Origin of the sequence: Enterobacter cloacae complex sp. SHL020 (assembly GCF_049236945.1) — a bacterium.
GTDB classification, from domain to species: Bacteria; Pseudomonadota; Gammaproteobacteria; order Enterobacterales; family Enterobacteriaceae; genus Enterobacter; species Enterobacter dykesii.
Genome location: NZ_JBMKJF010000007.1, coordinates 68,602 through 83,174 on the forward strand (window position 1 = coordinate 68,602; position 14,573 = coordinate 83,174).

The following is a 14,573-nucleotide window of genomic DNA, read 5'->3' on the forward strand; positions in this document are numbered from 1 at the left end:
AATGTTATTTGCATCACAATCCAAACTGCAAATTAATGTGGATTGCATTTTTTTGCGGGAGGTAACAAAACATATTGTTGCCAACTGATAGAATTGCATCAAATAACAACCCTGAATGTTCCCAGAACAACATATCTCCCGCTCACTTGTGAGGAAAGTAACATGAACCTTAAGCTGCAGCTTAAAATTTTGTCGTTTCTGCAGTTCTGCCTGTGGGGTAGCTGGCTGACTACACTCGGCTCCTATATGTTTGTGACGCTCAAGTTCGATGGTGCGTCAATCGGTGCCGTATACAGCTCGCTCGGTATTGCGGCTGTCTTCATGCCAACGCTGCTGGGCATCGTGGCGGATAAATGGTTGAGTGCGAAATGGCTGTACATGCTTTGCCATCTGGTGGGCGCGGGGACGCTGTTTATGGCAGCCCAGGTGACCACGCCGGGGGCGATGTTCATGGTGATCCTGCTTAACTCGCTGGCCTATATGCCAACGCTTGGCCTGATCAACACCATCTCCTACTATCGCCTGAAGTCTGCGGATATGGATATCGTGACCGATTTCCCGCCAATCCGTATCTGGGGCACCATCGGCTTTATCATGGCGATGTGGGGCGTGAGCTTCGCAGGCTTCGAACTGAGCCATATGCAGCTCTATATCGGTGCGGCGCTCTCCGTGGTGCTGGCGATCTTCACCCTGACGCTGCCAGCCATTCCGGTTTCTAACCAGCAGAAAAACCAGAGCTGGAGCACCATGCTCGGCCTGGACGCGTTCGCGCTGTTTAAAAACAAACGCATGGCGATCTTCTTTATCTTCTCCATGCTGCTGGGCGCAGAGCTGCAGATCACCAACATGTTCGGCAATACCTTCCTGCACAGCTTCGATAACAACCCGCTGTTCTCCGGCAGCTTTATCGTTGAACATGCGTCGGTGATGATGTCCATCTCTCAGATCTCTGAGACGCTCTTCATCCTGACCATCCCGTTCTTCCTGAGCCGCTACGGCATCAAAAACGTCATGCTGATCAGTATCGCGGCATGGATGTTGCGCTTCGGCCTGTTCGCCTACGGCGACCCAAGCCCGTTCGGCACCGTGCTGCTGGTGCTGTCGATGATTGTTTACGGCTGCGCCTTCGACTTCTTCAACATCTCCGGTTCGGTGTTTGTGGAAAAAGAGGTGAAGCCTGAAATTCGCGCCAGCGCGCAGGGTATGTTCCTGATGATGACCAACGGCTTCGGCTGTATTCTGGGCGGCGTGGTAAGCGGTAAAGTGGTTGAGATGTACACCACCAACGGCATTACCAACTGGCAGCCTGTGTGGCTGATCTTCGCGGCGTACTCGCTGGTGCTGTTCTTCGCGTTCATCGCGCTGTTCAAGTACAAGCACGTACGCGTGCCGAATGGTGCACAGCCAGTCGCACATTAATGACGATCCCCTCTCCTTTCAGGAGAGGGGTAATTTCGACAGCACCCACCCCACCGACAGCAAATCCGCGCTGCCGCCCGGGCTCAGATTACGCTCAATCAATGCTTTATCCATCTTAAGCAGCGCCTCGCGATCCCAGCCGTTAGCCAGTAATTCCCGCGCATAGCCCTGAACGTAGCGCAGTCCTTCCATGCCGCCGCGTGAAACCAGATTGCTGTCCTGATTAACCGCCATCAGGCGTAACAGCAGGCCGTGAAGCGACTGTCCGTTCCACTGCGCCAGCGCCTTACGCGCCGTCGCAAAGCCGCTTTCCGCCTCGCCGCGCGCGCCGGTTAAGCCGTACAGATGAAACTGCCGCTCGCCCGCCGTCGCCTGTCCGCCGCGGGCGGCCAGCTCACGCGACACCAGCCCGCTGCAGATGTTACTCACCTCACAGCAGAGGCTGTCTGCGGAGATATTTTTCACACGCCCGGCGGTGAAGCACAGTAAACCCAGGGCAAAAATCCCGCCCTTGTGGGTGTTCACTCCGTTCGTCGCGGCGTACATCGCCTGCTCGCAGGCCATCCCCATCGGGCGGATAATCCGTAACTGCGCGTCAGCGGGTTTATCCGCATGCGCGCTGCCCAGCTCGGCAAAACGCGAAAACCACGGCGTGATCGCCGCAATGCTGCGGACGAACAGCGCGTGGTTCATATCGCGATGGGAACCGTTATTGAGCTTGTCCACCAGCCCCGGCTTGGGCGTCAGCTCCAGCTCCTGCCACAGCGCCGCTTCGGCAAGCGCAGGCATATCAACCGGGCGCGGTTTAGTCGCGAGCAAACCAGTCATCGATCGTCTTCTCCACGCGGGAAACCACCTGTTCAAGGGGGTGATTGCGCGAACGGGAACAGGCATGAGCGGGTTCGTCGCAGATCAGGCAGCGTCTGAGATTCGCCCCCAGCGACTGACGCCCGACGTGGCCGTGCTGAGGACAGATCACGTCCAGATCCCACAGCCTGCCGAGCGGGTGCGTCTGCTCCAGCTCCGCGCAGTGCGCTTTGATTTCCACCGCGGGATGGGCCACGCACCACAGGGCTTCTGGCCCGGTCGGGAGCCACAGCACCTGGCGGTCCAGCACCGGCCAGCGGTTTTCCCACAGCAGCTGGTCGCACATCTGCAGCGCCACGCCCATGGTATTGCGATAGCGCAGGCTGTCTTTGATTTCCCCCGGCGTGACCAGCGTGAGGGAAATCACCGGTTGTTGATAGTGCTCAAGCATGTCAGCCTGTCGCGCCGCGCGGCGATCTTTCGCCGCCAGCAGTTCGTCCAGGCTGACACCCGCCCGCACGGGTGTCGCTATTGTCATAACTACTCCTTTACCTGTCGCACGGTGTCGATCACGCTGCCGTCGCGGTAGCGGATCACCCCGACGATTTTGTCGGTAAATTCAATCGGTTTCGGTACGCCGGTCAGGGAAATCGCCCGCTCGTAAAGCGCGCTGATATCCACAACTTTGAGCCCGGCCTCCAGCAGGCGCTCGCGGATCTCCGGCCGCGCCGGGTTGACCGCAATGCCGTGGTCGGTAACCAGCACGTCGATGCTTTCGCCCGGCGTGAGGCGCGTGGTAACCCGCTTCACGACCGTTGGAATGCGGCTACGCAGCAGCGGCGCGACGACGATGGTCAGGTTCGCCGCGGCGGCCACGTCGCAGTGTCCGCCTGACGCCCCGCGCATCACCCCGTCGGAGCCGGTGATAACGTTGACGTTGAAATCGACGTCGATTTCCAGCGCGCTGAGGATCACCACGTCGAGCTGGTCGCAGCTTGCCGCCTTGCTGCCAGGGTTGGCGTAAACGTTGGTGGAGATCTCCACGTGGTTCGGGTTACGTGCCAGCGAAGCCGCCGCCTGGCCGTCAAAGCACTGGGTATCGAGCAGCTTTTCGATGAGCCCCTTTTCGTGCAGATCCACCAGGCTCCCGGTGATGCCGCCGAGCGCAAAGCGCGCCTTCACGCCGCTGCGCTCCATCTTCTCTTCCATAAAGCGCGTACAGGCGGTCGCCGCCGCGCCGGAACCGGTCTGCATCGAGAAGCCCGGTTTGAAGTAGCCAGAGTGTTCAATGACGTCCGCCGCATAGCGGGCGATCATCAGCTCGCGCGGGTTGCTGGTGACGCGCGCCGCGCCGACGCTGATTTTCGCCGGGTCGCCCACGCTTTCAACCTGCACGATGTAGTCCACCTGGTCCTGCACCAGGCTGGCGGGCATATTGGGGAACGGCACCAGTTCTTCAGTCAGCAACACCACCTTACGGGCAAAGTGCGCGTCCACCATGGCGTAGCCGAGGGAGCCGCAGCACGATTTACCGTGCGTCCCGTTGGCATTGCCAAACTCATCGCTGCACGGCACGCCGAGAAACGCCACGTCGATATTCAGCTCGCCGTCCTGAAGCAGCTTTACGCGCCCGCCGTGGGAGTGAATTTGCACCGGCTCGTCCATCAGGCCGTGGGAGATGGCATCCGCCAGCCTGCCGCGCATGCCCGAGGTGTAAATCCGGGTGATGACGCCGCTTTCAATATGCTCGATCAGCGCGTCGTTGCAGGTCATCAGCGAGCTGGAGGCCAGCGTCAGGTTTTTGAAGCCCATGCGCGCCAGCAGCGCCACAACGGTGTTGATCACCCGGTCGCCTTCGCGAAACGCATGGTGGAAGGAGATGGTCATCCCGTCCTGCAGGCCGCAGCGCTTAACCGCCTCTTCAACAGAGGCGCAGAGCTTGCGGCTGTGCTTCGCGTCGCTGTCCGCCAGCCACGGCGTAGTGCTGTGGGCGGTATCGAAGGGTTTTAGGTCCCGCAGATGGGGAAAATTCACGTGAAGAAGTTCTGTCTGATTCATCATCTCATCCTTACCGACGCACGCCGGAGGCCGCCGCGCGCTCCAGCACCACCTGCGCATGGTTAATAATCGGTGCATCCACCATTTTGCCGTTAAGCGACACCACGCCCAGGCCGTTACGCTCGCCCTCTTCTGCAGCCTCAATCACCCTTTTGGCGTGATCCACCTCTTCCTGAGTCGGGGCGTAGGCGTTGTGCAACAGGTCAATCTGGCGCGGGTTAATCAGCGATTTGCCGTTAAAGCCCATCTTGCGGATCAGATCGACCTCGCGCAGGAACCCGGCCTCGTCGTTAACGTCTGACCACACCACGTCGAAGGCGTCAATGCCCGCCGCGCGGGCGGCGTGCAGCACGGCGCAGCGGGCGTAGAACAGCTCGGTGCCATCGCCGCGCTCGGTTTGCATGTCCATCACGTAGTCAAAGGCGGCAAGCGCAATCCCGATGAGGCGCACAGAGCTGCGGGCAATCGCCACGGCGTTGATGACGCCAATGGCCGATTCAATCGCCGCCATCACGCGGGTGGAGCCGACCTCGCGGCCGCACGCCTGCTCGATACGCTCGAGGTGGCCTTCCAGCTCGTAGATATCGTCCGGCGTGTCGGTTTTCGGCAGGCGGATCACGTCCACGCCGGCCCGCACGGCGGCCTCCAGATCCAGCAGGCCAAACGGCGTGCTGAGCGGGTTAATGCGCACCACGGTTTCGATATCCTGATACATCGGATGCTGCAGGGCATGGAACACCAGCATGCGCGCGGTATCCTTCTCGCGCAGGGCAACGGCGTCCTCAAGATCAAACATGATGGAGTCGGGACGGTAGATAAATGCGGTGGAAAGCATGGCGGCGTTAGCGCCCGGCAGGAACAGCATACTGCGGCGGAGTTTGCTCATTTCAGCGCCCCCCAGTTGATGGCCTGTTCATCGGCGGCACGCATCAGCGCGCTTTGCAGGCGGGCGCGGATCACACAGTCCAGCGCCCCTTTGTCTTCAATAATGATTAATCCCTGGTGCACGTTCATGGCGCGCAACGTGTCGTTGACCACCTGGCGAATTTGTTCGCCAAACTGCTTAATCACTTCACTGTGGATGACTATCTCCAGCTCGCCGTGAGCGGGAGCGATTTTCACCATCAGGTCGCTGGACTCCTGCGTTCCGGCCAGCGCCTCCCTTACAATTTTCATGATAAATTCCTGGTAGTTAAGCGACTTCCGCACTCGCACGGTAATGCGTTTCGAGATGCGCGAAGGTGGAGTCCGGGACAATCTCCCGGATCCGGGAAAACTGCTGTGTCTTCAGTAAGCGGCGCACTTCGGACGCTGAAATAGCGTTGCCGGTGGCCTTGATGCGCGGCATTTCCACCACCTCGATATGCGAGGCCAGCAGGTCGTGCAGCGTCTGGTTGTACTGGCGGGTGATATCGCAGAACGGCTCCGAGCCGATGAAGCGGTGCGTGATGCCGAGCGCCGGGGCGATAAAGTCCCGGAAGATCAGCACGTCGATTTCGCTCCACGCCTGCTGCACTTTGCCGGTCTCCTTCAGGAAGTAGGCCGGGAAGGTGGCGCGGGAGATGATGTACTGCGAGCCTTCATGCACTACCACGTTCGGCAGATGCGCCACGCCCGCGCGCACCATCTCGAGGCGCGCGCTGAACGGGAAGAACGAGGCGTCTTCACGCACCACGAACAGGTGCAGGGCATCGCACCGCTGCGCCGCCTGCTCAACCAGATGGCGGTGGCCGAGGGTGAACGGATTGGCGTTCATCACTATCGCGCCAATGTTCTCTCCGCACTTGCGCTTCGCGCGCAGGGAACGGCAGTAGCGTTCGATCCCCTGCGGGGTGTTCTCCATCAGCACGGCGTTGTTCCCGCTCTGGGCAATCGGCCAGAATCCGCTGCGGGCAAAGCGCTCCCGGTTGCACGGACGGGTGCAGAGGAAGAGGTGAAAATGGCCGCACTCCAGCGCCGCATTTTCCACCTCTGCCAGCAGCCGCGCGCTGAGGTTCTCGCCGCGAAGCTGCTCATTGACCGCCACGCATTTGATGACGTTGGCAGCAAGCCCTGCGCAACCCACCAGCTGCGAGCCGGACCAGGCTTCGACAAACAGCGTGATGTCGTTGTCCAGGCCAAGGCCGCTGTCTGCCAGCAGGTAGCGAATCTGGCTTAAGCGTTCCGGGTGTTTCGCCACGACGGTGTGGCGAAAATCGATGGGTTGACTGTTCATGCCGCCTTACTCAGTGTGCTGCCGCAAGCCCGACGGCTGGCGCTTCCACGATCACGTTGCTGAGATGACCGATATGCTCGATCTCCACCTCAATGCGATCCCCCTCTTTCATAAACAGCGGCGGATTGCGCTTTTTACCCACGCCGCCAGGGGAGCCGGTGATGATCACATCGCCCGGGCTGAGGCGGGTGAAGGTGCTGATGTACTCGATCAGCTCCGCAACCTTGTGGATCATGCTGCTGGTGTTGTCTTCCTGCACCATGCGGCCGTTCAGCCAGGTGCGGATTGCCAGCTGGTGCGGATCGGGGATCTCATCTGCCGTGGCCATCCACGGCCCAAACGCACCGGTTTTGCGCCAGTTTTTACCGGCGGTAAACCAGGTGTGCTGCCAGTCGCGGGCGGAGCCGTCCATGTAGCAGCTGTAGCCCGCCACGTGGCGCAGGGCGTCATCGCGGCTGATGTTCTCCCCGCCTTTGCCGATGATCACCGCCAGCTCGCCTTCGTAGTCGAATTCGCTGGAGTGGCGCGGCTTCAGCACCGGCTCGTTGTGGCCGGTCTGTGAATCCGGGAAGCGGACAAACAGCGTTGGGGCCGGGTTGTGCTGGTCAAACTCCTTGCGCTTGTCGGCGTAGTTCATGCCCACGCAGAGGATTTTTTCCGGCTGCTCGATCACCGGTAAGAAGGTGATGGCGCTCATCGGCACGTCCACGGCATCGTTCAGGTAGCGGGTGGCCTGCGCCAGCCCGTTGCCCTGCAGCAGCGCCTTGAGGTCGCTGTAGCGGTCGCCGAGACGGCGGCCTAAATCAATCACGCCGTCGGCCTGGACGATGCCGTAGCTGCGTTTTCCCTGGTATAAAAAGCTTGCGAGTTTCATTGTTCTTTCCTGAAAACTTAAACGAGGAAGTTGCCCAGAATCAGCAGTGAGACGGAGACGTTAATCGCTCCGCCGATACGGGTAGCAATCTGGGCGAACGGCATCAGGCTCATGCGGTTGCCTGCGGTCAGGATCGCCACGTCGCCGGTACCGCCCTGGCCACTCTGGCAGCAGGAGACGATGGCGACATCAATCGGGTGCATACCAATCTTTTTGCCGACGAAGAAGCCGGTTGCCACCAGTGCGGAAACGGTGCTGACAATCACCAGCAGGTTGCTGACGGTGAACGCCGCCACCAGCTCATGCCACGGGGTGATGGCCACGCCGACCGCAAAGAGAATGGGGTAGGTCACTGAGGTCTGGAAGAATTTGTACACCACCTGAGAGCCTTCAAGCAGGCGCGGAGAGGCGCCGTTGCAGAGCTTAACCAGGACCGCCATAAACAGCATGCCAACTGGTGCAGGCAGGCCAATCAGCTTGTGGCCGAGCATGCCCAGCATGTAGAGCAGCACCGCCAGCAGCGCGCCAGAGGCGATAGTGGTGACGTCCGCTTTGCCGGAAAACGCAGGCTGAGAGACCGTAGCATCGGCATTCGCGCGGTTAGGCATCAGCTGGCCTTCACCGGTCAGGTGCGGGAAGCGTTTACCGAGCTGGTTCAGGCAGCCGGAGATGATGATTGCCGTCAGACCGCCGAGCATCACCATTGGCAGCACGCGGCCGAGCGCTACGCCCTGGTCCATGTGCAGCAGGGTGGCATAGCCGATGGAAAGCGGGATCGCCCCTTCCCCGACGCCGCCCGCCATAATCGGCAGAATGATAAAGAAGAAGATCTGGAACGGCTCAAGACCCAGCGCCAGGCCGACGCCCATCCCCACCAGCATGCCGACGATTTCGCCGCACAGCATCGGGAAGAAGATGCGCAGGAAGCCCTGAATCAGCACCGTGCGGTTCATGCTCATGATGCTGCCGACGATAATGCAGCAGATGTAGAGGTAAAGAATGTTGGTGGATTTGTAGAACTTGGTGGTGGACTCGACCACCACGTCCGGCAGCAGGCCATAATAGACCAGCGCGGAAGGGATAAAGGTGGCGCAAATCGCCGCCGCGCCGAGCTTGCCGACAATCGGCAGGCGTTTGCCGAACTCGCCGCAGGCAAAGCCGAAGAAGGCCAGCGTTGCCACCATGACCACGATATCGCTTGGCAGTTTTCCGCCCAGGCAATCAATGGCGATCAGCGCGCCCGCCAGAACAAACAGCGGCAGAGGAATAATCCCAATTTTCCAGGTATCCATAATATGCCACCAGCGCTCTTTGAGCGAAGGTCGCTGAATTTCAATCGGGTCGTGGGTAACAGAGAAAGAATCGTCAGTTGTGCTCATAATAAGCCCCTTGGTTATTTTGTGCGTTCAGCTTAGAGTCACAAAGGCTTACTTTATGTGAGGAATGGCATATTAAAAGCGAAGTTTTAATGGCAGCTATGGTTTTAATGGTTTCTTTTATTTAATGTGATTTATACCTTATTTATTGCCGTGGTTTTTATGGTTTCTTTTCCGAATTGAACAAACAAATAACATTTGTTCGTGCAGCCCGAAGCACGTTAGCCTTCAGGATAACGCTTTTACAGCGCCCGCTGTGCAAGGGATCACAAGTTTTCGGCAAAGCGGGCGTCAGCGCAAAAAAAGATGATATATTGGCGATCTTTGCTGCTACCTCGCGTGATAGTTATGAAACTCTCCTTCCAGATTAAGCTGTTTATTTCGCTGGTTGCCTTTTTCTCAGTGCTTTTCTCGTTACTGGGTGGATATTATTATGCCGACGTCGGGAAACAGCTTTATCAGGAAATGAGTACGCGAGCCAAAATACAGGCTGAAGAGATTGCGCTTATTCCGACATTGCGTCATGAAGTTGAACAAAAGAATATCAACGCCATCCATGATTTTATGCAGAAAATTTCTGCGCACAGTGACGCCAGCTTTATTGTGATTGGCGATAATAAGGGGCAGCATCTTTTTCACTCCGTCTTTGCCGACAGAGTGGGCACAACCCTGGTTGGCGGAGACAATGAAGCCGTATTGCAGGGTAAAAGCATTACCACCATCCGCAAAGGCGGGCTGGGCATTTCGCTGCGCAGTAAAGCCCCCATCTTCAACGCTGCCGGACAGGTGGTCGGCATTGTTTCGGTTGGCTATCTCACCAGCTACCTGGACACCATTACCGTCAGTAAAGTGGTCAATATCCTGATTGCCGCCGTGCTGCTGCTTATCGCTCTCTTTATCTTCTCCTGGTTCTTTACCCGCAGCATCAAGAAGCAGATCTTCTCCCTTGAGCCGCGCGAGATCGGCCTGCTGGTACGCCAGCAGAAGGCGATGATGGAGTCTATTTATGAAGGGGTGATTGCCATTGACGATCGGCGGCGGATTGAAGTGATCAACCAGGCGGCGCGCAAGCTGCTGGGCCTGAGCCAGCCCGCCCGTGAACTGCGCGGACAACTGATAAGCCAGGTGATCGATCCGGTCCCGTTCTTCGACACGCAGACGATGCTGGCGAAAGATACCCATGACGAGATTTGCCGTTTTAACGATCTCACGGTGATTGCCAGCCGGGTGCACATCATGCTTGAGGGTTCGCTACAGGGCTGGGTGATCACCTTCCGCGATCGCAACGAGATCGACTCGCTGAGCGCCCAGCTCAGCCAGGTAAAACGCTATGTCGATAACCTGCGCATCATGCGCCACGAGCAGTTAAACAGGATGACCACCCTCTCCGGCCTGCTGCACATGGGCCGCTATGAGGAAGCCATTGGCTACATTCAGGCGCAGTCTGAACACGCCCAGGAGCTGCTGGACTTTATCTCTTCGCGCTTCAGCTCCCCGACCCTGTGCGGCCTGCTGCTGGGGAAAGCTGCCCGCGCGCGGGAGAAAGGCGTCGAACTGTGTTTCGACCCGGCCTGCCGGCTGGACAGACCGTTCCTGCGCCTTGGGGAGCAAGAGCTGATTTCAATTATTGGCAACCTGCTGGATAACGCCATCGAAGCGACACAGCGGTCGCCGCTTCCCCATGCGCCGGTAGAAGTGCTGATTAAACTTAGCGATCAGGAGCTGATTATTGAAGTCGCCGACCAGGGCGTTGGCATCAAGCCCGAGATCCGTGAGCGGATCTTTGAACGCGGCATCACCACCAAAACACGCGGCGATCATGGGATTGGTCTGTATCTGATCGAAAGCTATGTCACACAGGCTGGCGGCGCGATAGAAGTTGCCGATAATACCCCGCGCGGCGCCATTTTCTCCTTGTTTATCCCGGCCACGGGAACCGCCCGGCAACTGGAAGATACCGACTATGCAACATGAACTTATCGACGTACTGATTGTTGAAGACGAGAACGAACTGGCGCAACTGCACGCGGAGCTGATAGGCAAACACCCGCGTCTGAGGCTGGTGGGCATTGCCTCGTCGCTGGCTGCGGCCCAGGCAGAGCTTGCAAACAAACAGCCGCAGCTGATGCTGCTGGATAACTACCTGCCGGACGGCAAAGGGATCTCGCTTATCAATAACCCGATGCTGGCCCGCGCCAACTGCTCGGTGATTTTTATTACTGCCGCCAGCGATATGGACACCTGCAGCCAGGCGATTCGCAACGGCGCGTTCGACTACATCCTTAAACCCGTCTCCTGGAAGCGGCTTAGCCAGTCGCTGGAGCGGTTTGTGCAGTTTGCCGAACAGCAGCGCGTCTGGAAGATTGTCGACCAGCAAAACGTGGATTCTCTGTATCAGCTCCAGGCGAAAAACTTCCGCCTGGACAACGGCAGTAAAGGCATTGAGGAAAATACGCTGGCGCGGGTGCAGACGCTGTTCAACGACAAGGCAACGCACTGCTTTACCGTGGATGAGGTTGTGAGCGAGACGGGATTAAGCAAAACCACCACCCGGCGCTATCTGGAACACTGCGTCGAGGCGGGTTTTCTGACGGTGGAGATGCTGTACGGCAAGATTGGGCATCCGAGGAGGATGTACAAGCGTAGTGCGGTTTGATGAAAGGTTCCCTCTCCCTGTGGGAGAGGGTTAGGGTGAGGGCAACAGCCCGCACTATCTCAATACATACCCATACAGCCGCTTAATCCCGTCAGCATCCTTCTCGCTGTAAACTCCCTGCAGCTCCGGCGAGAAGCCCGGCAGCAGGTTGACGCCCTCCTCCAGCGCGAGGAAGTAACGCTGTACCGCCCCGCCCCAGACCTCACCCGGCACCACGCACAGCACGCCCGGCGGATAGGGCAGCGCCCCTTCGGCAGCAATGCGCCCTGCGGCATCCCGAATGCGAACCAGCTCCACGTCACCGCGAATATAGGCCCGGTTTGCATCCTGCGGGTTCATCACCACCTCCGGCAGGCTCTCCTTGCGGAACATCGCCTTCTGCAGATCCTTCACGTCAAAGCTGACGTAGAGATCGTGCATCTCCTGGCACAGCTGGCGAAGTGTGTAATCCCGGTAGCGCACCGGGTATTTCTGGAAGATCGTCGGCAGCACGTCCGCCAGCGGCGTGTCGTCTTCAATATGCTGTTCGAACTGGCCCAGCATCGCCACCAGCTGCGCCAGCTTCTCGCTGCTTTCGGCAGGCGTCAGCAGGAACAGGATCGAATTGAGGTCGCATTTCTCCGGTACGATGCCGTTTTCGCGCAGGTAGTGCGCCAGAATCGTCGCCGGGATCCCGAAATCGGTGTACTCCCCGGTTTCGGCATCAATGCCCGGCGTGGTCAGCAGGAGCTTGCACGGGTCGACAAAGTACTGCTCGCGGGCATAGCCCTCAAAGCCGTGCCATTTGGCCCCCGGTTCAAAGCTGAAGAAGCGCAGCTCGCGGGCGATGGCGTGCGTCGGATGATCCTGCCACGGCCGCCCCGCCACCACCGGCGGGATAAACGGTTTGATCATATGGCAATTCGCAATGATCGCCTTGCGCGCTTCAATCCCCAGCTCGACGCACTCCGCCCACAGCCTGCGTCCGCTTTCACCTTCGTGGATCTTGGCATTCACATCCAGCGCTGCGAACAGCGGATAAAACGGGCTGGTGGAGGCATGCAGCATAAACGCGTTGTTCAGCCGCTTGTGCGGACAGAAGCGCGCCTGACCGCGAATGTGGTTATCCTTTTTATGGATCTGCGACGTTTGCGAGAACCCGGCCTGCTGTTTGTGCACCGACTGGGTCACGAAAATCCCCGGATCGTTCTCGTTCAGCTCCAGCAAAAGCGGGGACGTTTCCGCCATCATTGGAATAAACTGCTCGTAGCCCACCCATGCGGAGTCAAAGAGGATGTAGTCGCAGAGATGACCGATCTTGTCGATCACCTGGCGGGCGTTGTAGATCGTCCCGTCGTAGGTGCCAAGCTGAATGATCGCCAGGCGGAACGGACGCGCCTCGTCGGCCTTTTCCCGCGCCGCCTCGCGGATAAGATCCCGCAGATAGGCATCGTCAAAGCAGTGGTCGTCAATTCCGCCAATAAAGCCAAACGGGTTACGCGCGGCCTCAAGATAAACCGGCGTGGCGCCCGCCTGGATCAGCGCCCCGTGGTGGTTAGACTTATGGTTATTGCGGTCGAACAGCACCAGGTCGCCGCGGGTCAGCAGCGCGTTGGTCACCACCTTGTTGGCCGCTGACGTACCGTTCAGCACGAAGTAGGTTTTGTCCGCATTGAACACTTTTGCCGCGAACTTTTGCGCGTGCTTGGCGGACCCTTCATGGATCAGCAGATCGCCCAGCTTCACGTCGGCATTGCACATATCGGCGCGAAACACGTTCTCACCGAAGAAATCATAGAACTGTCGCCCTGCCGGGTGTTTTTTGAAAAAGGCGCCGTGCTGGTGTCCGGGACAGGCGAAAGTGCTGTTGCCCATCTCCACATACTGGCTCAGGGTGTCGAAAAAAGGCGGCAGCAGATTCTCTTCGTAACGGCTGGCAGCGCTCTCCAGTTCCAGAAACTCCTGAGCTTTACCTGAGATGACCGCGGTGGCGCCGTCGGGTACGTCCGTTGGCTCCTGCGAGAAAATAAACACTGGTAAATGAAAGCCCGTGCGTTTCAGCAGTGCAAGAATGCCGCTGCGACTTTCAGCTGTTGTGATGACGACGGCCGCCACATCGGTAAAATCAGTGCTGTCCAGCGTCACCTTTTCGCGGTGCGTAGACACAGTGGAGAGCAGCTCGCGGCTGACGGCAATTTTCATGGTTTTCATAGGCGCAGTTACCCTCACCGGGCGGTGAGACAGGAAGGAGAAAATTCGCGCAATAATGTCACCTTTTATTTTGAGGTGCAAGAAGGAATCAGTATGCACTAAACCAACCAAAGCTAAGGCTCGCGCAGCCCTGCCGTGCCATAATAATGCACTATCAATGATTAAATAACAGGAGTTAACTTTGGTTATCGGGCCATTTATTAACGCAGGCGCCGTATTGCTGGGCGGCATACTCGGCGCCGTGCTGAGCCAGCGGTTGCCGGAGCGTATTCGCACCTCCATGCCCTCAATATTCGGCCTGGCATCGTTAGGGATCGGTATTCTTTTAGTCATCAAATGCGCCAACCTGCCGGTGATGGTGCTGGCCACCCTGCTCGGCGCGCTGATTGGCGAGTTCTGCTATCTGGAAAAAGGCATTAACAGCGCGGTGAGCAGAGCCAAAAACCTGATTACCCGACCGGGCGGCAAGGCGAAACACGGCACGCACGAGTCGTTTATTCAAAACTATGTCGCCATCATCATTCTGTTTTGCGCCAGCGGCACCGGGATTTTCGGTTCAATGCAGGAAGGGATGACCGGCGACCCAAGCATATTGATTGCGAAAGCGTTTCTTGATTTCTTCACCGCCACCATTTTCGCCACTACTCTTGGCGTTGCCGTGGCGGCGATTTGCGTCCCGATGCTGCTTATCCAGCTCGCGCTCGCGACCTGCGCCACGTTGATTCTCCCGCTAACCACGCCGGCGATGATGGCAGACTTTACCGCCGTCGGCGGCCTGCTGCTGCTGGCTACCGGGCTGCGCATCTGTGGGATCAAGATGTTTGCCGTGGTGAACATGCTGCCCGCCTTGCTGCTCGCCATACCGCTCTCCGCGCTCTGGACGCACTTTTTCGCTTAAGGATGCGGCGAAATGGTGAGAGATTGCGCAGTCTGTAACGAAAACAACATTTTTCGTTGACGCCACGGGGCAGATCGGGT

At 58.4% G+C, this 14,573-nt stretch carries 13 protein-coding genes; 4 read left to right on the forward strand and 9 right to left on the reverse strand.

Features of this window, described 5'->3' with window-relative positions:
• Window positions 1-162: 162 nt before the first annotated feature.
• Entirely contained in the window at window positions 163-1,419 is a 1,257-nt protein-coding gene (locus tag ACOTZB_RS17040) for a nucleoside permease (RefSeq protein ID WP_421627872.1), read from the forward strand.
• An 18-nt stretch (window positions 1,420-1,437) separates the two neighbouring features.
• Here the strand turns inward: ACOTZB_RS17040 and citG are convergent, their stop codons facing one another.
• The 8 genes from citG to ACOTZB_RS17080 are packed head-to-tail and all read right to left on the reverse strand — an operon-like array spanning window position 1,438 to window position 8,752.
• A complete protein-coding gene (gene citG, locus ACOTZB_RS17045) occupies window positions 1,438-2,247 on the reverse strand; it encodes a triphosphoribosyl-dephospho-CoA synthase CitG (RefSeq protein ID WP_421627874.1) in 810 nt (269 codons plus the stop codon).
• On the reverse strand, window positions 2,225-2,764 hold the full coding sequence (gene citX / locus ACOTZB_RS17050; protein ID WP_421627875.1) for a citrate lyase holo-[acyl-carrier protein] synthase: 540 nt from the start codon (window positions 2,762-2,764) through the stop codon (window positions 2,225-2,227). The genes citG and citX overlap by 23 nt, the downstream gene beginning before the upstream one ends.
• Before the next feature lie 2 nt (window positions 2,765-2,766).
• Window positions 2,767-4,284: a citrate lyase subunit alpha gene (gene citF, locus ACOTZB_RS17055; protein WP_368525393.1), complete on the reverse strand. Its 1,518-nt coding sequence runs from the start codon at window positions 4,282-4,284 to the stop codon at window positions 2,767-2,769.
• Window positions 4,285-4,294: 10 nt separating this feature from the next.
• A complete protein-coding gene (citE, locus tag ACOTZB_RS17060; protein ID WP_194401890.1) occupies window positions 4,295-5,170 on the reverse strand; it encodes a citrate (pro-3S)-lyase subunit beta in 876 nt (291 codons plus the stop codon).
• Entirely contained in the window at window positions 5,167-5,460 is a 294-nt protein-coding gene (gene citD / locus ACOTZB_RS17065) for a citrate lyase acyl carrier protein (protein WP_008499773.1), read from the reverse strand. The genes citE and citD overlap by 4 nt, the downstream gene beginning before the upstream one ends.
• A 16-nt stretch (window positions 5,461-5,476) precedes the next feature.
• Window positions 5,477-6,499, reverse strand: coding sequence for a [citrate (pro-3S)-lyase] ligase (gene citC, locus ACOTZB_RS17070; protein ID WP_193805657.1), 1,023 nt, complete (start codon window positions 6,497-6,499; stop codon window positions 5,477-5,479).
• 10 nt (window positions 6,500-6,509) lie between these two features.
• The gene (locus tag ACOTZB_RS17075; RefSeq protein ID WP_021242089.1) at window positions 6,510-7,373 is read right to left on the reverse strand and encodes a fumarylacetoacetate hydrolase family protein; all 864 of its coding nucleotides are present in this window, start codon (window positions 7,371-7,373) and stop codon (window positions 6,510-6,512) included.
• Window positions 7,374-7,390: 17 nt separating this feature from the next.
• Entirely contained in the window at window positions 7,391-8,752 is a 1,362-nt protein-coding gene (locus tag ACOTZB_RS17080; RefSeq protein WP_047650160.1) for a 2-hydroxycarboxylate transporter family protein, read from the reverse strand.
• 345 nt (window positions 8,753-9,097) lie between these two features.
• On the opposite strand from ACOTZB_RS17080, the gene ACOTZB_RS17085 reads away from it, so the two are divergent.
• Window positions 9,098-10,723, forward strand: coding sequence for an ATP-binding protein (locus tag ACOTZB_RS17085; RefSeq protein WP_421627878.1), 1,626 nt, complete (start codon window positions 9,098-9,100; stop codon window positions 10,721-10,723).
• Window positions 10,713-11,405 carry a response regulator gene (locus ACOTZB_RS17090; protein ID WP_337281105.1) on the forward strand — a complete coding sequence of 231 codons (693 nt, stop codon included), beginning with the start codon at window positions 10,713-10,715 and terminating at the stop codon, window positions 11,403-11,405. The genes ACOTZB_RS17085 and ACOTZB_RS17090 overlap by 11 nt, the downstream gene beginning before the upstream one ends.
• Before the next feature lie 54 nt (window positions 11,406-11,459).
• Here the strand turns inward: ACOTZB_RS17090 and ACOTZB_RS17095 are convergent, their stop codons facing one another.
• Window positions 11,460-13,595: an ornithine decarboxylase gene (locus ACOTZB_RS17095; RefSeq protein WP_421627880.1), complete on the reverse strand. Its 2,136-nt coding sequence runs from the start codon at window positions 13,593-13,595 to the stop codon at window positions 11,460-11,462.
• Window positions 13,596-13,776: 181 nt separating this feature from the next.
• Here ACOTZB_RS17095 and ACOTZB_RS17100 point away from each other — a divergent pair, with 181 nt between their 5' ends.
• On the forward strand, window positions 13,777-14,493 hold the full coding sequence (locus ACOTZB_RS17100) for a DUF554 domain-containing protein (RefSeq protein WP_421627881.1): 717 nt from the start codon (window positions 13,777-13,779) through the stop codon (window positions 14,491-14,493).
• The last annotated feature ends 80 nt before the right edge of the window (window positions 14,494-14,573 follow it).

Coding starts and splice junctions, on each gene's coding strand:
- ACOTZB_RS17095 (WP_421627880.1), bottom strand. CDS start 13,595: ATGAAAACCATGAAAATTGCCGTCAGCCGCGAGCTGCTCTCCACTGTG.
- ACOTZB_RS17075 (WP_021242089.1), bottom strand. CDS start 7,373: ATGAAACTCGCAAGCTTTTTATACCAGGGAAAACGCAGCTACGGCATC.
- citC (WP_193805657.1), bottom strand. CDS start 6,499: ATGAACAGTCAACCCATCGATTTTCGCCACACCGTCGTGGCGAAACAC.
- citE (WP_194401890.1), bottom strand. CDS start 5,170: ATGAGCAAACTCCGCCGCAGTATGCTGTTCCTGCCGGGCGCTAACGCC.
- citX (WP_421627875.1), bottom strand. CDS start 2,764: ATGACAATAGCGACACCCGTGCGGGCGGGTGTCAGCCTGGACGAACTG.
- ACOTZB_RS17080 (WP_047650160.1), bottom strand. CDS start 8,752: ATGAGCACAACTGACGATTCTTTCTCTGTTACCCACGACCCGATTGAA.
- ACOTZB_RS17040 (WP_421627872.1), top strand. CDS start 163: ATGAACCTTAAGCTGCAGCTTAAAATTTTGTCGTTTCTGCAGTTCTGC.
- citG (WP_421627874.1), bottom strand. CDS start 2,247: ATGACTGGTTTGCTCGCGACTAAACCGCGCCCGGTTGATATGCCTGCG.
- citD (WP_008499773.1), bottom strand. CDS start 5,460: ATGAAAATTGTAAGGGAGGCGCTGGCCGGAACGCAGGAGTCCAGCGAC.
- ACOTZB_RS17090 (WP_337281105.1), top strand. CDS start 10,713: ATGCAACATGAACTTATCGACGTACTGATTGTTGAAGACGAGAACGAA.
- ACOTZB_RS17085 (WP_421627878.1), top strand. CDS start 9,098: ATGAAACTCTCCTTCCAGATTAAGCTGTTTATTTCGCTGGTTGCCTTT.
- citF (WP_368525393.1), bottom strand. CDS start 4,284: ATGAATCAGACAGAACTTCTTCACGTGAATTTTCCCCATCTGCGGGAC.